Below are 19,176 nucleotides of genomic sequence, written 5' to 3'. Positions count from 1 at the left end.
ATCTGTGGCCACGGTCTGGAACCGAAGCTGTCCGCCGGTCTTCGTCGCCACCTGCGATGCCAACTCCCCATCTCCTCAGCTGTTTCACCAGCCACCGCAGTCGCGGGGGCTTCGAGCGGCTAACGTGCGGAGCCGCCTTCCAGCGCCCCGAGCTGTCACGCTTCGGCCGGGCGGCACCTTTGACGCATCAGATCCGGAATATGGGAGTGCTGTTTTCGATTGGCTCCTTCGTACGATCGTGCGAAGGGGGCTGGGTGAGCGATCTCAAGGTGTTCCGGCTCGGGACGGACGGCCAGGACGTGGAGCTGCGCAGCTCGACGGTGGCGCTGGAGGTGCAGTTGCAGCGCCGGGTGGAAGCGGGCATGGAGGCGATGCTCGGTATCCGGTTCCTGGCGTCGGAGTACCCAACCGGTCCGTGGCATCGGGGACGGGTGGACTCGCTCGGCCTGGACGAGAACGGCGTGCCGGTCGTGATCGAGTTCAAGAAGGGCAACGACAGCGGCGTCGTCTCGCAGGCCGTCTCCTACCTGACTTGGTTGAAAAGCAGTCGCCACGAGTTCGAGGCCCTCGTCAGGGAGAAGCTGGGGTCCGAGACGGCCGAGTCCATCGACTGGCGCGCTCCCCGGGCGCTGTGCATCGCGGCCGGGTTCTCGCACCACGACCGGGTTGCCGTTGGTGACCTGGGTCGGCAGTGGCCGATCGAGCTGGTTCGCTACCGGATCTTCGACGGCGGGCTGTTGAGCCTCCAGCTGGTCGAGCCGGTCTCCGCCGTCGTCAGCCAGGCAGCCGTGCGCAGATCGGCCACGCCTTCGGTGCCGGCGGCTGCCGCCGAGGCGGCTGAGCGGCCGGTCATCGGCGACGTACCGAAGTGCCTCCGGGATCTGTACGGTGAGCTGGACGAGGTGCTCACCGCATCGGGCGAGGTGGAGACCGTCGTCCTCAAGCACTACATCGCTTACCGGCGGCTGCAGAACGTGGCCAACGTGATCTTCCGACCTTCGGTTTCGCACCGGGTGATCCTGGTGTACCTACGCCTGGACCCGGACACGGTGGAGCTGGAGGAGGGCTTCACACGCGACATGCGCCGGATCGGGCACCTGGGCACCGGGGATCTGGAGGTGCGGATCGCCTCGGCGGCGGACCTCAAGAAGGCGGGACCGCTGATCGAGCGGGCGGTCCAGGCGGCCTGATGGAACGGCGAGGGCGGCTGGAAAATCATGCTCCAGCCGCCCTTCTGTGTCTGCGGGCAAGTAGATGCCGGCGGTTCGGGGTTCTCACGCTCACGCCTCCGGTCCGGCGAGGACGAAGTCGTTCTGGGTCAGCTCGGCGCGCAGGCGCTGTTCGGCGACATCGGCGTAGTGGGGCGAGAGTTCGGCGCCGATGAATCGCCGGCCTTCGCGTAGGGCGGCGACACCGGTGGAGCCGCTGCCGGTGAAGGGGTCGAGGACGACGCCGTTCTCAGGGCAGATCTGGACGAGCTGCTGCATGATCTCCAGCGGCTTCTGGGTGATATGGACCCGGTCCTTGCGGGGCTGGCTGGCGATGAAGTGGCCGGGCAGGTAGATCGCGCGGCTGTTGTCGAGGGTGCCCTTGACGCCCCAGGTGATGAACTCCGCGGACTGCTTGAAGCCGCCCTTGCGCGGACGGCTGGTGGGCTTGATCCAGGGGATGGTGCCCTGCCATGTCCAGCCCGCCATCTGCAGTGCGTCGCTCGTCGTCGGTTCCTGCCGCCAGTCGCTGAAGACCATGGCGACTGAGTGCTCGGTGCTCGCCCGGTACGCCTCGGTGAGCAGTTCGGTGAGCCAGGCCCGGTAGGAGCGCTGGTCGCGATTCTCGCCGGGGAAGGTCTTGAGGTCGTGGATGCTGCCGCTGGTGACGTACTTGGCGCGGGCGTCGCGGCTGGTGCGCTCCGAGCTGGTCCGGCCGCCGCTGTTGTACGGCGGGTCGGTGATGACGGCGTTGACGGACTCGTCGGGGAGGGTCTTGAGCACGGTGAGGGCGTCGCCTCGGTGCAGCGTGTAGGTCACGGGTCTTCCTTCCGAGCGTGGTTGGGCCCGCTCCGGGCGGCTCCCCGCAGCAGCAGCCGGGAGTGGGGATACCGAGGAAGGTAGCGGCGATCGGCGGCCGTACCTAACGGGCGTTGGCGGGGTTCCACGCCTGGTCCGGGGCCGTTTGGTGCGGCCGTCTTTCGCATCTACTGTCTGGTCGTGCCGACCGGGCAGCAGGCCAAACAGCCCTGACCGAGCGCGTGTTGATCCGTGCCGCCCTGCGCTCGCGGAACCACGCGGGCAGCATCTCCCCTCCCCCGATACCGAGGAGCCCCGTCGTGTTCCGGCTGAGATTACGAGCGCGGCTGCTTGCCGCGCGTGACCCGAGACCGGCGTCCTGGAGCCACCAACTCCCCTGACCCGGGCCCTCCCTGCACGAGGGCGGTTTCACCACCGGCGCGGTGCCGGCGACTTCTTCGCACGAGAGGCCGGCACCGCGTTCTCCTACGAAGCCCCGAGGAGCCGCTGCAATGCAGCATGCCCTGGCATACCCGTGCCCTTATCCACTCCCCTTCCCGGGTCGGCCACTACCCGGTGACCGGGGGCCGTCGTGAAGACGGCAGTCGGCGCGCTCGTCGGCGTCGTCGCCTGCGGTCCGCTGGCGCTGGCCCTGCCGGTCGCGATCGCCAGCGCGGGAATGGCCAAGGCCGCCGCGTCCAAGTCCTGTCCCCCTGACGGAAGCCCGCAGGGTGTGGACTCCTCGGCAGTGGCGGCACAGGTCGAGGCGATCCTCAAGGGCTCCAGTCCGCTGTCGGCGCCGGCCGTGGCCGGGCTGAGCAAGCCGTCCGAGCAGATCCCCAACGCGAAGACGATCCAGGCCACCGGCGTCGCGATGCACATCCCCGTCCGCGGGCAGGTCGTCGCCCTGGCAACGGCGCTGCAGGAAAGCGAACTTCGCAACGTCAACGACGGCGACCGGGACTCACTGGGCCTGTTCCAGCAACGCCCGAGCCAAGACTGGGGAACCCCGCAGCAGATCATGCAGCCGGTGTACGCCTCGACGAAGTTCTACGAAGCGCTACAGAAGGTCAGCGGCTGGGAGTCGATGACCGTCACCCAGGCCGCCCAGGCGGTGCAACGCTCCGGCTTCCCCGACGCCTACGCCAAGTGGCAGCCGTTGGCGGAAGCACTACAGAAGGCCCTCGCGCCGCTGCTGGCCCCCGCCGCCGGTACCTCGCCGACGCCGAACCCGTCGCCGGCACCGGCACCGGCAACGACGGCCGGCGCGAGCGCCGGCCCGACTGCGGGCGGTGGTTGCGGGACGCCCCCGGCGGGCGGTGACGGCAGTAACTTCGGCACGATCCCGGCCGGGTCACTGCCGGGCGGGTACACGATCCCGGCCGATGCGCCGCAGCCGGTGCAGACGGCGATCCGGTGGGCGCTCGGCCAGCTCGGCACCGCCTATCAGTGGGGCGGCACCTGCGCGAACTCGCACGGTGCGGACCCGTTGGGCAGGTGTGACTGCTCCTCGCTGATGCAGATGGCCTATCGGTCGGCGGGCTTCTCGCTGGAGCGGACCACGTACGACCAGGTCAAGCAGGGCGCCGTCGCTTCGGCGGACTCGCTCAAGCCGGGCGACCTGCTGTTCACGCGGGGCACCGCCGCCGTGCCGGAGCACGTCGGGATGTTCATCGGTTCGGGGCTGATCGTGCACGCGCCGAAGACCGGTGACGTGGTCAAGATCTCGACCCTGGCCGCGTGGCGGCCGGAGATCCTCGCGGTCCGCCGGGTCGTCTGACCCGCGCCCCCGCCTCCCCTCTCTCCTCTCCCCCTGTCTTTGGGCTGCCTTCGCGCGCCCTGAATTGCTCTGGAGCTTCCCTTGTATCTCGCGGACGCAGTCGCCCAGCTCGCCTACGACCCCGGCATCACCCCCAACGAGGGTGGCCTGCCTGGCCTTTCGGTCCTCAAGCAGGTGATGGGCAGCCTGAATCTCTTCGGGATCATCGCGGTCGTCGGCGCCCTGGCCGTGAGCGCCGGGGTGTGGGCCTGGGGTCACCACTCGGGCGGGCACCAGGCGGAGGCCAACGGGAAGAAGGGCGTCCTCGTCAGCGTCGGCGCGGCGCTGCTGCTCGGCGCGGCCAACGGGGTCGTCTCCTTCTTCTCGACCCTCGGAAGCCAGGTCAAGTAATGCAGAAACGTTCCTTCAACCCCAGTCCTCGCGCAGGGGGCTCCGGCGGCACGCTGGTGCGCCGCCGGGCGCTGCTGGGCTCGCTGGTCCTGGTGGTGCTCGTCGCCTTCGCCGGCGTGCTGGCCTACGTCACCCGGGACGGACGCGAGGCCGCCAACCCGACTGCGGCAGCCGCGGGTTCGGCGGCGCCCTCCGCTCCGGTGGCCTCGCCGACGCCGGGCGGGCATCCGAAGGGGCTGTCGGGTCCGCCCTCGACGCACGATCCGATCGCGTTCGCGAAGGCGGCTGCGGTGGCGCTGTGGTCGTACGACACCCGCTCCTTCTCGCAGCCCGAGCTGGTGGCCTCCCTCCACCAGTGGCTGACCAGCGAGGGGCAGTACGTCGACGCCGACTCGGTCGACCGCTTGGTGCCCTCACCAGTGTTGTGGGGGCGGATGGCCGACTCCGGTCAGTTCGCCACCGCGACTGCGGACGAGGCGCACTTCCCGGACCGGTTCACCAGGGCGCTGCAGGCAGATCCGGGGGCGATCACGCAGGCGTACGTCTACGCCGTGACCGTCTCCGGCAAGCAGTCGATCGCCTGGACCGGTGCCCCGAAGGCCGGGGCCGAGGACCGTTCGGCCACTCTCGCCGTGCAGTGCCGTCCTGACCGTCCATGTGCCCTGGCCGGCGTGCTGCCGGCCGTGGCGCCCTGACCCGGGGAGTTCCTTGTGGATATCTGCAATCTCCCGATGGTCGCCCAGCTGTGCAACGTCGTCGACGGCATCAATTTCGCCAGCGACCCGGGCAAGAGCGTCACCGACGGCATCGGCGCGTGGATCGCCAAGAGCATGGGCGAGCTGGCGGCCAGCGCCGTCGACCTGTGCGCGAAGGCGGTCGACGAGACCACGGCCATCGACCTGTCGGCGCCGTGGTTCAGGGACAACTACCAGCTGATCCTGCCGATCGGGCTGATTCTGACCGTGGGCACGTTCTGCGCGCAGCTGATCCTGGCGGCCTGGCGGCGGGACGAACGGGCGCTGGCCAAGGCCGGTTGGGGCACGATGACCGGTGTCCTGTTCACCTTCGGTGCGATCAGCTTCACCGCGGTCGCGGTGACCGTGGTCGACGCCTTGTCGGCCGGGCTGTTGCAGGCCGCGCACACCAGCGTCGCCGACGCGGTCAGGCGCATGATCAAGATCAGCCAGTTCGGCCCCATGTTCGCCCTCGGCTGGGCCATCCCCGCCCTCGTCGCGGTCGGCAGTGCGATCGGGGCGTTCCTCTACTGGGGCGTGATGGTCGCCCGCAAGGTCGGCGTGCTGATCCTGGTGGTGCTCGCCGCGTTCGCCGGGGCCGGTGGCGGCTGGGAGGTCGCCCAGCGGTGGCGGCGCGGCTGGATCGAGGCCACCGCCACCCTGATCGTGTCCAAGCTGCTGATGACGGTGGTCTTCCTCGTCGGTGTCTCCGCGCTCGGCAAGACGGACGCCAAGGACGGTATGGCCGCCCTGTCCGACGCTATGGCGGGTGTCGTGATCATGGTGATGGTGCTGCTGTGCCCGTATGCCGTCTACAAGTTCGTCCACTGGGCGACGGACGGCAGCGGCCACGACGACACGCACCGTACCGGCATGGCTGGCATGGCGGTCGCGGCCGGGGCGGCGAAGACCGCCGGTTCGCTGGCCATGCAGATGGGCATCGGCGTCCCGGCGCCGCAGGGCCCAGCCAAGGTCCCGGGCATGGGCGGTGGCGGTGGCGCCTCCGGCATCGATCCGACCGGGCGGATCAGCCAGGAGGGGATCGACGCCGGCCCCGCGCGGCAGCAGACGAAGTTCCGCTCCGGCGAGGACCCGAGCGCAGGCGGCGACCGCGGACGTGCCCTGGTCACCCGGCCCGGCCTGCCGGCCCTGATCACCCGGGCCTCGCCCGGGGAAGGTGGCGGGCAGCCGCAGTCCGGCGGCGGCCAGGAGGCCCCGGCCGCACCGCCCCTCCAGGACGCCGTCGCGGCGGGCATGCTCTCGCCGTCCGGGACTGCCGTGCCCCCAGCCGCGAGCGCGCCCACGCCCGGGGCCTCCGCACCGGCACCTGGAGGACCGGCCGCCCCGGCACCGCCCCCGGCGGCCCCCCCCGCGCGGTACCGGGCCGGTTGGTTCTCCCCAACCCGCCCCACACCCCCGGTTCCCTGCCGGGCCCCCCCCCCCGGGGGGGGGGGGGCCGCCCCCCCCCCCCCCCGGGCCCCGCCCCCGAGCCCCTGGAAGGAGCGTCCGCGATGACGTCCAGAAGAGTGCCGCGCCCTCGCTCGCCGCCCGCACGCTCATCCCTCTGGAATCCCGATGTCCTCCTCGACGCCCGACGCCACCCCTGCGTCCGTCAAGTTCCCCCACCGCAGCCGCCGAGGTGTGCTGCTCGGCCTGAGCGCCCCGCAGCTGATCACCTGCGCCGTTACCGGCCTGCTGCTGCTCGCCGTGCTCATCACCCGGGGCGTCACCGGCGCCCTGCAGCTCATACCTCTGTGGGCGGGAGTCGCCGCCCTGGTGTTCATCCGCTACCGGGGCCGCACCCTCGCCGACTGGGCGCCCGTCGCCGCCCGTTACGGCCTGCGGCGCCTGCGCGGACAGCTCATCTGGCTCACCCGCCCCTCCTCCCGCCCGGTGCGCGAGGGCCTGCTCCACCTGCCGGGCAGCGCGGCCAGCCTGCGTGTCGTCACCGCCCCCGATGGCCGCTACGGCGCCGTCCACGACCCGCACGCCGGCAACCTCACCGCGATCGTCAAGGTCTCCTCCCGCGCCTACGCCCTTCTGGACCCCGGCACCCAGAACGCCAACGTCAGCGGGTGGGGACGCGCGCTCGCGGCGCTCGCCCGCACCGGCCAGGTCGCCCGCATCCAGGTCATCGAGCGCACCGTCCCGGACACCGGCGACGCGCTTCGCCGCTACTGGGAGGAACACGGCCGCCCTGACGCCCCGCTCGCCGGTGAGCTGTACGGGGAGCTGATCCGCGGCGCCGGTCCGGCCGCAGCCCCGCACGAGGCGTACGTCGCCATAGCCCTGGACTTCAAGGGCGCACGACGGCTGATCAACCAGGCCGGCGGCGGCCTGACCGGCGCCTTCGCGGTTCTGGCCCAGCTCACCTCCGCGTTCGAGCAGTCCGCCCGCACCGCCGGCCTCACCCCGGCCGGCTGGCTGTCCGCCGGCGAGATCGCCGCCGTCGCCCGCACCGCCTACGACCCCAAGTCCCGTGCCGCACTGGACCGCTGGTCCGAGGACGGGCGTCCGTCCGCCGACCCGGGCGCCGCCGGCCCGGTGGTCGTAGTGGAGAAGGCCGACCACATCTCGACCGACTCCGCCCACCACAGCACCTACTGGGTGGAGAACTGGCCCAGGACGCAGGTCAACCCCGGCTTCCTCCACCAGCTCATGTTCGCCTCCGGCGTGCGGCGCACCGTCTCCCTGGCCTACGAGCCGCAGGACCTCGACTCGGCGCTGCGCGACGTGCGCCGCAAGAAGGCCAGCGTGATCGCCGACTCCACCGAGCGCGCCCGCAAGGGCCAGGTCTCCAGCGAAGCCGACTCCGTGGAGTACCAGGACATCCAGGACCGCGAGCGACAGCTGATCGCCGGCCACGCCGACGTCGCCCTCACCGGCCTGCTGACCGTCAGCGCGGACACCGAGGGCGAACTTCGCTCCGCCTGCGCCGTGGTGGAGACCGCCGCCGTGGGCGCCCAGCTCGACCTGCGCCCACTCACCTGGCAGCAGGCCGAGGCGTTCACCGCCTCCGCCCTGCCGTTCGCCCTCGCCGCCTGACGCCGGCCCTCCCGCCTCCCGAAAGAGCACCCCTGATGCCGGCCCCCGCCCCCGTCGCGCAGGACTTCGTCCCGTACGCGACCGCCGCAATCGACTTCCACCGCGCGCTCAACATCCCCACCGGCCCGCTGGTCGCCTCCCGCTCCGAACTCGACTCGCTCCACGAGCACCTGGTCGCGCTGCACGGCCTCCTCGACGCCCACGCCCAGCGCACCGCCCCGCTGCTGCCAGCCGAGGGAGAGCACCTCAAGGCCGCCCGCACCCGCCTGTGGCAGACCGCCGACCACCTCCACTCCGCCTACCACGCCTCGCCCCGGCCCGGCAGCGGCGAGGTCCCCGGCCCCGACGCCTGCCGCGCCCGCCTGCCCGAGGGCGCGCCGGAGCTGACCATCTGCCGCCGTCACCAGGAGACCGCGCAACTGGTGCGCCGCCGCGCCACCCCCGCCGACCTGCACGCCCCGTTCACCGGCCTCGTCCGCCGCTGACCCCCATCCCCGAAATCCGTGATCATGCCCAGGAACCGCGCCACCGCCAGCCCCCTGTTCGTCCCGCGCAAGAGCACCCGCGCCCAACAGCGCGCCGCCCGGGCTGAGTTCGCCCAGGCCCGCACCAAGGCCCGTTACGCGCAGCCCACCGCCGAACGCCCCAGGAACAGCGGCCCCGACGCGGACGTCCAGCCCGCCTACCCGGCCGCTGGCCGACCTGGTCCCGCCTCCGCTCGCGGCGGCAAGCTCCGTCTGCCCAAGCACCGCCTGACCACCGCCGTCGCCGGCGGGGCCTACCCCTTCCTTGCGGAAGCCGGTCTCGGCGCCGAGGGGATCTTCATCGGCCGCGACCTCCACGCCGAGGGCAGCTTCTGCTACGACCCCTTCGCCCTCTACAACTCCGGCCGAATAGAGGGGTTTACGAACCCGAACGCGATCCTGTGTGGCGTCATCGGTATGGGCAAGAGCGCCCTGGCCAAGTCGATCGCCACCCGGGCCATCGCCCACGGGTACAAGATCTACGTGCCGAGCGATCCCAAGGGCGAATGGTCCACTCTCGCCCAGGAGTTGGGCGGGCAGACGATCGCCTTGGGTCCGGGTTTGCCGGGTAGGATAAACCCCTTGGACGCACCGCAGCGTCCGGCCGGAGTGAGCGAAGACGACTGGAACAGCGAGGTCCGCAAGCGCCGCCTCCTCCTGCTGGCCAGCCTCGCGGCCACCGTACTCAAGCGCGACCTGCTGCCGATGGAGCACACCGGCCTCGACGTCGCGCTCGACCTGGTCGTCGCTGACGCCGACACTGCCGGCACCGTGCCGCTGCTCGGCGACATTGCCCACGTCCTCGGCCGCCCCGACCGCCTCGACGCCGCCCTCGGCGGCCAGGCCGGAAGCCTCGGCCATGCCGCCGACGACCTCGCCCACGCCCTGCGCCGCCTGGTCCACGGCGACCTCAGCGGGATGTTCGACGCCCCGTCCACCGTCGTGTTCGACGCGAACGCGCCGATGCTCTCCATCGACCTGTCCCGCCTCGGTAGCAGCGGCGACGACACCGCCCTCGTCCTCGCGATGACCTGCGCCTCCGCGTGGATGGAGGCCGCACTCGCGGACCCCGCCGCCGGCAGGCGATGGGTCATCTACGACGAGGCGTGGCGGATCATGCGCCACGTCGGCCTGCTGGAGCGGATGCAGCAGCAGTGGAAGCTCTCGCGGGGCCTGGGCATCGCCAACCTGCTGATCCTGCACCGGCTCTCCGACCTGCTCTCCGCAGGCGACGCCGGATCACGCGGACGTGTCCTGGCCGAAGGCCTCCTGGCCGACTGCAGCACGCGGATCATCTACCGCCAGGAACCCGACCAGATCCCCGCCGCCATGGCCCTGCTCGGCCTCACCGGCGTCGAAGCCCAGGCCATCGCCTCCCTCACCCGCGGCCGGGGCCTGTGGAAGGTCGCCTCGCTCTCCTTCATCGTCCAGCACCTCCTCCACGCACGCGAACGAGCGCTCTACGACACCGACTTCCGCATGGCCGCCTGACCACCCGGCCTTTCGGGAATCCTGAACTCACGTGCCTGACAACGACGTTGAATCCTGCCGAGGCGACCAGAGAACGCGCCGAGGGCCTGCGCAACCCAGGAGGCGTGGGAGCACCGTGCGGATCCCGGACGGCCCGCTCTCCACGCTCGCCGCGCACGTCGCACCGAGGATCGGTCTGCTCGTGCCGGACCGCGAGTAGCAGGTCAAGCCCGCGCTCGCCCGCAGGGGCCAGTTCCACGGCGCCAGTGCTGCGGTGCCGGTGCCCGCCGCGTCGGCACCCGGCGCGTCGGCACCCGGCGCACCGCGCCGCACGCGGTGCGCGCCTATCACCGTTTCGCGGCCGGTCCAAGTTCCCTCTCCCCGGCATCATCAGCGCCTGCCCACCACGCCACCGGGCGCACACCTCGCAGGAGCATCCCCATGCAACCCGACCAGCTGACCGTCCTGTTCGCCGACAACGGCTTCGGTGTCACCGCCCACATCCACGGCCCGGATACCCTGTCCGACCGTGCCGCCAAGGGTCCGGGTCGGCGCTACGCCCACGTCACCCGTCCCCTAGCCCAGCGGGGCCTTGAGATCCGGGTCGACTTCGGGGCGGACGACTACGTCGTCGTCGCCCGGCTGAACGACGGGACCTGCCTGAGGATCTCGCCCCCGCCGGAGTACGAATTCGGGAGCCACGAGGTCCCCGGCTTCCCGCAGGCGTGGCTCGTGACGCGGGACCACCCGGACAACCCCGAGCTGTTCGAAGTCGTCTACGACAGCGGGCCCAAGGGGGCCGACGCCAGCCACGGGGGCGACGTGCCCGCGCTGCTGGCCGCCGTCGACGAGCACCTCGACGGCCTCGCAGTAGCGTCCCGCCAGCAGGTCCAGGCCGTTCGCGCAGGAGCGGAGTCCGCCCTCCACCGGGCCGGGTTCGTCCCCGTCGTGCGCCTTCACGAGACCCATCACCGGCTTCCCGCCGCCATGGTCGACCCCGGCGAGCGCAAGGCCACTGTGACGCGGGCTGTCGACTACCTGCGCGCCATCGGCTACGGGTTCACCTGCCCGGCGGACCTGATCGACCACCGCCTCCCGCCGACGCTGCCCCCGTCCCGGTCGCTGGTCCAGGTCGGAGAGGCCATCGCCGGGGCCGGGCACACCCGGGAGGTGGCCGACGCGCTGAGCGAGTTGACCGCGCCCGGGGACGGCGTCCTCGACCAGGTCGTCGGCGTGCTCCACCAGAGCGCCTGCTGGTGGGAGGGCCTGGGCGGTGCCTCCGATCCGCACTACGCCGCGCGCCTGCGCTACATCGCGGACATGGCGGACGGCTACGTGCGGGAGATTCGGGCGATGCGCGGCGACCTCGCCGACCGGCACACCGTCCACGCCGGCCGTACCCGGCCCGCTGCCCAAGCCACGGGCGGCCCCGACGTCCGGGTGCTGGCCGCGCTCGCTACTTCCCCCACCGCCGTGCGCACCCTCACCGGCCACCCGGCCGAGGCCGTCCTGGCCGCTCCGGCCGCCGCGCGCGCTGCCGGGCCGCGCCGCTGAACTCCCTTGTCCAGGAAGGACGACCGCTGTGCCCCGCCGGAACAGAACTCGCCCCGCCCACCGGTCCACCGTCCGAACCAGCGAAGCGGAGCCCCACGGTGCCTGCCGCCGAACCCACCCAGCTTCCCGACGTCGCCATCGGCCGCCACCCGAGCCACGGCATCGTCGCCTCCCTGCCCGCACAGAACCCGGCCGCCCAGTGGATGCTGGAACGCCTCGACTTCGAGCGTCTGCCCGGCAACCCGCGCCTGTACACGCTCACCGAGCAGCACCGCGAGGCCCCTGAGCGTGCCGCTTGGGCCGCCAAGCTCCTCGCCGGCGCCGGCTACCGCGTCGACACCGACATGTCCCTGGCTCCCGCGAAGACCAAGGGGCAGGAACGGGTCCAAGGTCGACAGGAGCGCGCCACGCCGGAGGTCCCCGGGCCGCAGCGTGCACCCGCGCAGGACGCCGGTCCGGACGTCGCCATCGCCGAGCACCCGAGCCTGGGCATCGTCGCTGCTGTCAACGACGATCTGCCCTTCAACCCGGGCATCTTCCTGGTCACCGATAGTTGGCGTCACCACCGTGATCTGGACGTCTACCTCCCCCCGGCCGGTACCCGGGAGGAGTCGCTCGACGTGGTGGCCCACACCGTCTCGGGACTGCGGCGCGGTCACTTCCAGGTCGCCATGCAGCCCCAGCTCGCCGACGACGTCGCCGCCCACCGCGCGGCGGTCCGCCAGGCGTTCACCACGCACAAGTTCCGCGTCGACGAGGCCGCGCTCAAGGCACCCGCCAGCGTGGTGCCCGCTGTCGTCGCGAGCCCGCCGGCCGCGGCGGGTGACCCGCGCATCGCCTTCGCCCGCGCCCGCTGACCGACCCGTGCCGCACCGTCCGGCCGTCACCCAGGAGCACAGCATGCACTCGATCCACATTCAGCCTGTCCGGTTCTCCGAGGACAACCGCGGCGTCACCGCCCTCACCCGTCCACCGCTACCGACCGACCGGTTCGCGGCCGTCTCCGTTCCGCTGGTGAAGCGAGGAGTCGGCTTCACCATCGACTTCGAAACCGGCGAACACATCGAGGCACGGCTCCCGGACAGCAGCTTCCTGCTCGCCGGCCCCACGTTCGACGACATCGACGAGGACCTCGAGACGACGGGACCGCAGAACGGCTGGGTCATGGGCTGGCTCGATCCCCTCTCCGGCAAGGTCGACGTCGAGGTCTTGTACGACAGCCGGCCCGGGGGACTCGACCAGCAGCACCGAACCGATGTCGCGCCGATGCACGCCGCCCTCGACGGGCACCTCGACCGTCGTGGTGTTCCGGCCGAGCAGGACGTCCAGGACCGACGGAACCGAGCCGAGTCACTGCTTCACCGAGCCGGGTTCGTCGCGGTCACCACCGACCAGCAGACCCACCACCGGCTTGCCTCCTCCATGACCGACCCGGCAGAGCGCCGGGCGGCAGTGACCCGGGCGATCGACTACCTGCAGGCCGAGGGCTTCGCGTATGACTGTCAGGCTGGCCTGGTCAGCCAGACCGCCGCTTCCGCCGCCCACACCCCGGACCGGCCCTGGCCGAACCGGCGGTGCGGGCCTCCGGCGTCACGGCCGCCACCGACGCCCGCGTCAGCGCCGCCCTGGCCACCTCTCCTACCGCCGTGCCCACCCGCGCCGGGCAGCAGGCGCAGCCACCGCTTGCGCCCGGGCCGCCGAGCGCCGGTCGTCCCGGCCTGCGCCACTGACGTCAACCGACGCAACCCTGCCGACGCCGACGCCCCGGCCCGCCGTCAGCGGCCACCCGGCCAGTGCGCGTGCCTGATGACCACTCCCCCGATCACCAAGGAACAGAATTCAGATGGCTGTGAAGAAGGTCTGGCAGATCGCCCACCAGTGCGGACACGAATCGGCAAGGGATCTTGGTGACCGTCCGGCCGACCGCCGGGCCGGCTTCGCCGAGTGGCTGGCCAAGCAGGACTGCACCGACTGCTGGCGCGCCGCCCAGAGCGAGGACGAAGCGGGCAAGGCTCAGTGGCTGGCAGCCAAGCGCGCCACCGAACAGGCCGAATCCGACGCCTGGTCCGAGCAGTTCCGGATGCCGCCGCTGGAAGGCACCGCCAAGGGCGTCGCCTGGGGGGCCCGCTGCCGCCACCAGGTCCTCGCCGCCGCCTACACCGCCCTCGTCCTCGACAGCGGCATGTCGGAGCTGCAGTGGGAGCGGATCGAGGACCAGGCCCGAACGATCACCCGCGCCGGCTGGTGGATCGACCAGCGCGCCTGCGAGCCGCGCGACCTGCCCGAGCTGCTGGAGGCGGCCGTCGACGCCGACCGGCCGACCGAGAACCCCTTCGTCTGACCGCCAGCGTCCTGCCCGGCGCACGTCGCCGTCCCCAACTCACTCTCACCGCAATCTGATTCGGAACGCAGAACCATGGCCACCTCCCCTCTGTACTGCACCGTCAAGCGCACCGAGAGCACCCCCGACCTGCTCGCCGCGCTGTACAACGACGATCCCGGCTTCGAGTCCTACCTGCTGGCGTCGTGGTCGCCCGGCCCGCCCGCCGAGGAGGACATCGTCCTGCCGGACCTGGCCGCGCTGCTGGACGAGCCGGTGGCGCTGCGCAAGCCCCGAACCGGCCACACCCCCTCTCGGCGTCTGACCTGGCACTGCTCGATACGCAGCACCGGCGCGCTCAGCGACGACCTGTGGTTCGAGCTGATGTGGCAGGTACTCGACGCCACCGGCATCGAGTCGAACGGCGACCCTGACGCCTGCCGGTGGGTGGCCCTGCGCAATACCGGCGACCGGCTCGACCTCGTCGCCACCGTCATCCGCAAGGACGGCCGCTGGGCCCGGCTGCACAACGACCAGCGCCTCGCCCGGTGGGCCTGCGAGGACTTCACCCGCGACCACCAGCTCACCGCGCGGCGCTGACACCCCCACAGCACACCGCCTGGTCCCGGCCGACGACCGATTACCACCGATCTCCGGCCGGGCCAAACCGGCGGATCTGCGGATCCTGTCCCCGTCAGCCCGTCCGCCGGGCCCCACCGTCCGCCGTCCGAGAATGGGAGGCTCGTGATCGCTCACCTGCAGCGCGCCACCACCACGGCCGAGCTGATCCCCGCCCTGTACGATCTGGACGACCCACGTGGCCGCCGGCGCCCCCGGCTGATCGGCGCCGACTACCGCGGCGACAAGCAGCTGCCGCTGTTCGGCGACCTGCAGGAGGTCCTCGGCGGAGGCGTGCTCGACGCCCCGGCGCTGCGGATCGGCTCCCGGGCGCCCGAGCAGCCGGTGTGGATGTGCTCGGTGCGCTCCGACCCCCACCACCCGGACCTGAGCGACGCCCAGTGGGCCGACGTCGCCCGGCGCCTGGTCACCGCGGCCGGACTCGCCCCCGCCGGGGACCCGCACGGCTGCCGGTGGGCCGCGATTCGCAACGGCGACCGGTCGGTGCACGTCGTCGCCACCGTCGTCCGCGAGGACGGCTACCTCCACGGCACCTACCGGGACCCCTTCCACGTGCAGGCCGAGTGCACCCGTATCGCCGCCGAACTCGGCCATCTCACCCGCACCGTCACCACCGCCAAGGACCACCGGATGCCCGTCATCACCATCAACGCCGAGCCCAGCGGCAGCATCGTCGCCACCGGCACCGGCGACGACCTCTCCGCCACCCTGCTCCGGCACGCCGGGTTCCAACAGATCGACGACTGGCACGGCCGCCGACACCGCCTGCCCACCACCACACCCCGCCCCGAAGCAGCCTCCATCGCCACCCACGCCACCCAGATGCTGCGCGCCGCCCGCTACAACGTCGACCTCGACCCCAAGCTCCACGTCGAGCCGCTCGACACGCCGGGTCGGCAGATCCTCCATCTCACCGACACGATTCGCGGCGCCGCCGACTTCGCCGAACTCGCCGGGGTCCTTGACGAACTGCTCGACCCGGACGACGGGATACTCGTCCGTCTCCAGGAGGCCCTGGAGAGCGCCTCCGAGCAGATCACCGATCTCGACCCCGACCAGTACGAACTCTCCGACCGGTTCGGCGCCGCGTCCGACCAGCTCGTCACCGCCCAGGCCGAACTCGCCGGGGTCCTCGACGAGGTGCAGCTCGCCAGGTCCGACACCGCTGGCACCGCTGACGTCCTTGCCGCCGAGGACCTGCGCACCCGCGCGGCCCTCGCCCGCAGCATCACCACCCCCGCCACCCTGCGGACTGGGCCCTCCGCCGCTGCCAACGCCGCCCCCACACAGGCCGGCACGCCCGCGGCAGCGCCTGTCCGGCCTGCCGCCCGCATACGCTGAAACGTTCCGCCACCCCCAACTCCGAAAGAGGGCAGTCCCGTGGTGATCCGTACGAGAGCCGAGCGCGCCCCGCCCGCCGCCGCCCGCTCGCACCCTCCTGGATCTCCTCTTGCCTGCCCCGCGCACCGGCGCGCCGTCGACCAGCACCGGTACGGACGCGCTCCTCTACTCCCTGTTCGCCGTCGTCGGCGCAGCCCTCGCCTTCGGCTCGCTCGCCTGGCTGACCGGCAACCTCACCAATGCCCTTGTTGGGTCCGGCCCTTGGGCGCCGTTCCATGCCACCGAGGCCCTCCTCCACCCCGACCGGCTGTGGCCCCACCTGGAGCCAGTCGCCGCCCTGGCCGGTGCCCGCATCGTTCCCGGTGCGCTCACCCTCGCCCTCGCAGTCACCGCGCTCATCCTGTGGCTGCGCCACCGCTCCGGGACGAGGAGCGGCATGGCCCGGCGGGCGGACATCGCGCCGCTGCTGGACAAGGAGATCACCGCCAAGGCCCGCAGCCTGCGCCCGAGCCTGAGGGATGTCAAGGACATCGCCCCGGCCGACCGCGGCATCCCCATCGGCACGCTCTCCCCGGGCAAGGCCGAGGTCCGGGCCTCGTGGGAGGACGTGATGGTCGCCATCATGGCGCCCCGCTCCGGCAAGACGAGCGGCATCGCGATCCCCGCAATCTTGGCAGCCCCTGGCCCCGTTCTGTTGACGTCGAACAAGGCCGCCAACGACGCCTTTACGGCGTGTGTCGACGCCCGTGCGAAGGTCGGCACGGTCTGGACGCTCGACCCCCAGCAGATCGCGCACCACCCGCGCGAGATGTGGTGGGACATCCTCGCCGACGCCCGCGACCTGGCCGGCGCCAAGCGTCTGGCCGGGCACTTCGTCACTGCGAGCGTGGACGAGTCCAGTGGCTCCGACTTCTGGTCGACCGCGGCGAGCAACACGCTCGGGTCGCTCTTCCTGGCTGCGGCGAGCCATCGCCGCCCGATCACCGACGTGCTGGCCTGGCTCGCCTCCCCCTCCGACCGCACCCCCATCGACCTGCTCACCGACGCCAGCCACCACGCGGTCGCCGCCCAGCTGCAGGGCACCGTCACCGGCGCCACCGAGACCAGGGACGGCATCTACGAGACGGCGCGCCAGTACGCCAGTTGCCTGCTCGACCCGGAGATCGCCGCCTGGGTCACCCCCGCGCCCGACCTTGCGGAGTTCAAGCCGTTCGACTTCGCCTCCTCCCGCGACACGCTGTTCCTGCTCAGCAAGGACGGCGGTGGCAGCGCATCGGCGATCATCGCCGCTGCGGCCGACGCGGTGATGCGCGCGGCCGTCATCGTCGCCGAACGCTCCGGCGGACGACTCGACCCGCCCGCGCTGTGCGTCCTCGACGAGGCCGCGAACGTGTGCCGGATCTCCGATCTCCCTGACCTGTACAGCCACTTGGGCAGCCGGGGCGTCATCCCGATCACCATCCTGCAGTCCTACCGGCAGGGCCAGCGCTGCTGGGGAGAAGCCGGAATGGACGCCCTCTGGTCCGCGGCGACCGTCAAGGTGATCGGCAGCGGCATCGACGACGCCGACTTCGCGGACAAGCTGTCACGGCAGATCGGCGAGCACGACGTGCAGACCGTCTCCGTGTCCAACTCCGACAGCGGCAAGTCGACGTCGGTGTCGATGCGCACCGCGCGCATCCTGCCGCCCGACGAGATCCGCGCCCTGCCCAAGGGCAAGATCCTGCTCTTCGCGACCGGCATGCGCGTGGCGATGCTCAACATCAAGCCCTGGTACAAGGAGCGCTCCGCCAAGGAGATCGGCCCGGCCTCCGCCCGCGCCACCAAGGCCATCACCGAACGCGCCATCGCCAAGAGCATTGCCGGCCGCGACGACTTCACTCTCTCCGCCTGACCACACCACCCGGCAGCTGGCCCGGTAACCGCCCACCGCAGCAGCTGAACCACCGATCAATTCCCGGAAGGTCTTCATGTCCGACATCAACTCGCCCGCCGCCCGGCACCGTTCGGTTCCGTTGGCCGGAGCGCCGGTCGTCCGACGGGGCGGCCAGTGGTGGCTGATCACCGGCACCGGTTCGATCCTGGCCACCGACCCGGTCTTCACTGGTGAGCTGGACCGCTTCGCCGTCGCGATGGCCGCCGCCGACCGCGAGGTCGCCCGGTTGCGGGACGACCAGGCTGCCGCCCGGAAGAAGCAGACGGGGAAGCGGTGATGGACGCGCTGTTCAAGGGCGAGCAAGCCCTACTCGGCGCGGTCCTGCTCGACCCGGCCCAGCTCGACACGCTGGCCTGGCTGACGCCCGCCGACTTCTACCGCCCGGCCCACCGCGCCCTGTTCACCGCGATACGGAACCTGGCCGCCGGCCAGCAGCCCGTCCGGGAAGCTGACGGCGCGGTGCCGCTGTCGTGGGTGACCGACGCCCTCACCGAGGCCGGCCGCGAGGTGCGCGGACTGAGCGCCTCGTACGCGCACACACTGATCGCCGCATGTCCGCGCCCGCAGAACGCCCCGATATACGGCCGGATGGTCCTCGAAGGCTCCATCCACCGCACGGTGCTGGAACACGCCGTCCGCCTGGAGCACGTCGCCCGGATCGACGCCGAAGCACACGAGGTCGAGGGCGTCCTGCACCACGCCGACATCCTCACCGGTGTTCTCGGCGACCTCGCCCGGCGCTGGGGCGCCGAGCCCCGGCCCATCCCTCCGCCCGCAACGGGCCCGACCGCTCCTCCCTCACCGGTCGGGCCCGAGGGGACCGAGGACGAGCGGTTCCTCCTGGCCGTCCTCGTCAGCCAGCCTGCGGCGATGACCGAGGTCTATGACTGGCTGCGGCCCGGCGACTTCGCCGATGCCGGCCACGGCCAGGTCTACCGCTGCCTCGGCGCCCTCCACCATCGGGGTGAGCCGATCGACGGGGTGACCGCCCTGTGGGAGGTCCAGCGGCGCGGCCTGCTGGCCGATGGCACGATCTCGCGCGAACAGCTCGACAGCCTCTTCGGCGGACCAGGGGCGGGTTCGGCCGAGTGGCTGGGCGACCAGGTCATCCGCTCCTCCGTCGTCCGCACCGCCGCCGGAGCCGCCGCCACGATCAAAGCATTCGCCGAGGGCTCGGCCATGGCGCCCGGTCGGCTCATCGGCCAGGCCCTGCACGCCCTCGGCCCGCTCGACGAGGTACGTGCCCGCTGGCACACGGCCAACCAAGTCCCCTCACCCGCAGCAGAGAAGGCCGACCCGGCAGGGCGCTCGGACCCTGAGGCCCGGGTACGCGCGGCACTGTCCCGAAGCCCCCAGTCGCCCTACGTCCCGAGGAGCGCCCCGCCCGGCGCCGCAGCGATCCAGCGAACCCCCGCCCGCTCGCGCTGAACCGATCCC

18 protein-coding genes are annotated in these 19,176 nt (G+C 72.0%); 17 read left to right on the top strand and 1 reads right to left on the bottom strand.

Annotation, left to right across the window (positions count from 1 at the left end; all coding sequences use genetic code 11):
• The first annotated feature begins 254 nt into the window (after positions 1 to 254).
• Complete coding sequence (locus tag ACIP4P_RS03095) at positions 255 to 1,190, top strand: hypothetical protein (protein WP_400914117.1); 936 nt, start codon at positions 255 to 257, stop codon at positions 1,188 to 1,190.
• Between the two features lie 90 nt (positions 1,191 to 1,280).
• Here the strand turns inward: ACIP4P_RS03095 and ACIP4P_RS03090 are convergent, their stop codons facing one another.
• Entirely contained in the window at positions 1,281 to 2,027 is a 747-nt protein-coding gene (locus ACIP4P_RS03090) for a DNA-methyltransferase (protein WP_400914115.1), read from the bottom strand.
• A 571-nt stretch (positions 2,028 to 2,598) separates the two neighbouring features.
• On the opposite strand from ACIP4P_RS03090, the gene ACIP4P_RS03085 reads away from it, so the two are divergent.
• The 16 genes from ACIP4P_RS03085 (at position 2,599) to ACIP4P_RS03010 (ending at position 19,167) form a co-directional block, all read left to right on the top strand.
• On the top strand, positions 2,599 to 3,786 hold the full coding sequence (locus ACIP4P_RS03085; RefSeq protein ID WP_400914113.1) for a C40 family peptidase: 1,188 nt from the start codon (positions 2,599 to 2,601) through the stop codon (positions 3,784 to 3,786).
• Between the two features lie 81 nt (positions 3,787 to 3,867).
• Positions 3,868 to 4,176, top strand: a complete 309-nt coding sequence (locus ACIP4P_RS03080; protein WP_400914111.1) for a DUF6112 family protein — start codon at positions 3,868 to 3,870, stop codon at positions 4,174 to 4,176.
• The gene (locus ACIP4P_RS03075; protein ID WP_400914110.1) at positions 4,176 to 4,871 is read left to right on the top strand and encodes a hypothetical protein; all 696 of its coding nucleotides are present in this window, start codon (positions 4,176 to 4,178) and stop codon (positions 4,869 to 4,871) included. The genes ACIP4P_RS03080 and ACIP4P_RS03075 overlap by 1 nt, the downstream gene beginning before the upstream one ends.
• Positions 4,872 to 4,907: 36 nt before the next feature.
• Entirely contained in the window at positions 4,908 to 6,425 is a 1,518-nt protein-coding gene (locus ACIP4P_RS03070; RefSeq protein ID WP_400914108.1) for an ATP-binding protein, read from the top strand.
• Between the two features lie 60 nt (positions 6,426 to 6,485).
• Positions 6,486 to 7,955 carry an SCO6880 family protein gene (locus tag ACIP4P_RS03065; RefSeq protein ID WP_400914107.1) on the top strand — a complete coding sequence of 490 codons (1,470 nt, stop codon included), beginning with the start codon at positions 6,486 to 6,488 and terminating at the stop codon, positions 7,953 to 7,955.
• Positions 7,956 to 7,990: 35 nt separating this feature from the next.
• On the top strand, positions 7,991 to 8,440 hold the full coding sequence (locus tag ACIP4P_RS03060) for a DUF6238 family protein (protein WP_400914105.1): 450 nt from the start codon (positions 7,991 to 7,993) through the stop codon (positions 8,438 to 8,440).
• Positions 8,441 to 8,464: 24 nt separating this feature from the next.
• Complete coding sequence (locus tag ACIP4P_RS03055; RefSeq protein WP_400914104.1) at positions 8,465 to 9,970, top strand: ATP-binding protein; 1,506 nt, start codon at positions 8,465 to 8,467, stop codon at positions 9,968 to 9,970.
• A gap of 420 nt (positions 9,971 to 10,390) precedes the next feature.
• Positions 10,391 to 11,503, top strand: coding sequence for a hypothetical protein (locus ACIP4P_RS03050; protein ID WP_400914102.1), 1,113 nt, complete (start codon positions 10,391 to 10,393; stop codon positions 11,501 to 11,503).
• A 98-nt stretch (positions 11,504 to 11,601) separates the two neighbouring features.
• Positions 11,602 to 12,360: a hypothetical protein gene (locus tag ACIP4P_RS03045; RefSeq protein ID WP_400914100.1), complete on the top strand. Its 759-nt coding sequence runs from the start codon at positions 11,602 to 11,604 to the stop codon at positions 12,358 to 12,360.
• A gap of 43 nt (positions 12,361 to 12,403) precedes the next feature.
• Positions 12,404 to 13,414, top strand: coding sequence for a hypothetical protein (locus tag ACIP4P_RS03040; RefSeq protein WP_400914098.1), 1,011 nt, complete (start codon positions 12,404 to 12,406; stop codon positions 13,412 to 13,414).
• The gene (locus tag ACIP4P_RS03035) at positions 13,347 to 13,844 is read left to right on the top strand and encodes a hypothetical protein (protein ID WP_400914096.1); all 498 of its coding nucleotides are present in this window, start codon (positions 13,347 to 13,349) and stop codon (positions 13,842 to 13,844) included. The genes ACIP4P_RS03040 and ACIP4P_RS03035 overlap by 68 nt, the downstream gene beginning before the upstream one ends.
• Before the next feature lie 75 nt (positions 13,845 to 13,919).
• Positions 13,920 to 14,423, top strand: coding sequence for a hypothetical protein (locus ACIP4P_RS03030; RefSeq protein ID WP_400914093.1), 504 nt, complete (start codon positions 13,920 to 13,922; stop codon positions 14,421 to 14,423).
• Positions 14,424 to 14,567: 144 nt separating this feature from the next.
• Positions 14,568 to 15,803, top strand: coding sequence for a hypothetical protein (locus ACIP4P_RS03025; protein ID WP_400914092.1), 1,236 nt, complete (start codon positions 14,568 to 14,570; stop codon positions 15,801 to 15,803).
• A gap of 109 nt (positions 15,804 to 15,912) precedes the next feature.
• The gene (locus ACIP4P_RS03020) at positions 15,913 to 17,697 is read left to right on the top strand and encodes a type IV secretory system conjugative DNA transfer family protein (RefSeq protein WP_400914090.1); all 1,785 of its coding nucleotides are present in this window, start codon (positions 15,913 to 15,915) and stop codon (positions 17,695 to 17,697) included.
• Between the two features lie 76 nt (positions 17,698 to 17,773).
• On the top strand, positions 17,774 to 18,016 hold the full coding sequence (locus ACIP4P_RS03015; RefSeq protein WP_400914088.1) for a hypothetical protein: 243 nt from the start codon (positions 17,774 to 17,776) through the stop codon (positions 18,014 to 18,016).
• Positions 18,016 to 19,167: a DnaB-like helicase N-terminal domain-containing protein gene (locus ACIP4P_RS03010; RefSeq protein WP_400914086.1), complete on the top strand. Its 1,152-nt coding sequence runs from the start codon at positions 18,016 to 18,018 to the stop codon at positions 19,165 to 19,167. Before ACIP4P_RS03015 ends, ACIP4P_RS03010 begins: the two co-directional genes overlap by 1 nt.
• The last annotated feature ends 9 nt before the right edge of the window (positions 19,168 to 19,176 follow it).

The organism is Kitasatospora sp. NPDC089509, assembly GCF_044749365.1.
In the GTDB taxonomy this organism is placed as follows: Bacteria; Actinomycetota; Actinomycetes; order Streptomycetales; family Streptomycetaceae; genus Kitasatospora.
The sequence above is the reverse complement of the archived record's forward strand: the minus strand, read 5'-3'. Positions and strand labels throughout refer to the sequence as shown.

Coding starts and splice junctions, on each gene's coding strand:
- ACIP4P_RS03075 (WP_400914110.1), top strand. CDS start 4,176: ATGCAGAAACGTTCCTTCAACCCCAGTCCTCGCGCAGGGGGCTCCGGC.
- ACIP4P_RS03055 (WP_400914104.1), top strand. CDS start 8,465: ATGCCCAGGAACCGCGCCACCGCCAGCCCCCTGTTCGTCCCGCGCAAG.
- ACIP4P_RS03040 (WP_400914098.1), top strand. CDS start 12,404: ATGCACTCGATCCACATTCAGCCTGTCCGGTTCTCCGAGGACAACCGC.
- ACIP4P_RS03065 (WP_400914107.1), top strand. CDS start 6,486: ATGTCCTCCTCGACGCCCGACGCCACCCCTGCGTCCGTCAAGTTCCCC.
- ACIP4P_RS03030 (WP_400914093.1), top strand. CDS start 13,920: ATGGCCACCTCCCCTCTGTACTGCACCGTCAAGCGCACCGAGAGCACC.
- ACIP4P_RS03035 (WP_400914096.1), top strand. CDS start 13,347: ATGGCTGTGAAGAAGGTCTGGCAGATCGCCCACCAGTGCGGACACGAA.
- ACIP4P_RS03050 (WP_400914102.1), top strand. CDS start 10,391: ATGCAACCCGACCAGCTGACCGTCCTGTTCGCCGACAACGGCTTCGGT.
- ACIP4P_RS03015 (WP_400914088.1), top strand. CDS start 17,774: ATGTCCGACATCAACTCGCCCGCCGCCCGGCACCGTTCGGTTCCGTTG.
- ACIP4P_RS03060 (WP_400914105.1), top strand. CDS start 7,991: ATGCCGGCCCCCGCCCCCGTCGCGCAGGACTTCGTCCCGTACGCGACC.
- ACIP4P_RS03010 (WP_400914086.1), top strand. CDS start 18,016: ATGGACGCGCTGTTCAAGGGCGAGCAAGCCCTACTCGGCGCGGTCCTG.
- ACIP4P_RS03070 (WP_400914108.1), top strand. CDS start 4,908: ATGGTCGCCCAGCTGTGCAACGTCGTCGACGGCATCAATTTCGCCAGC.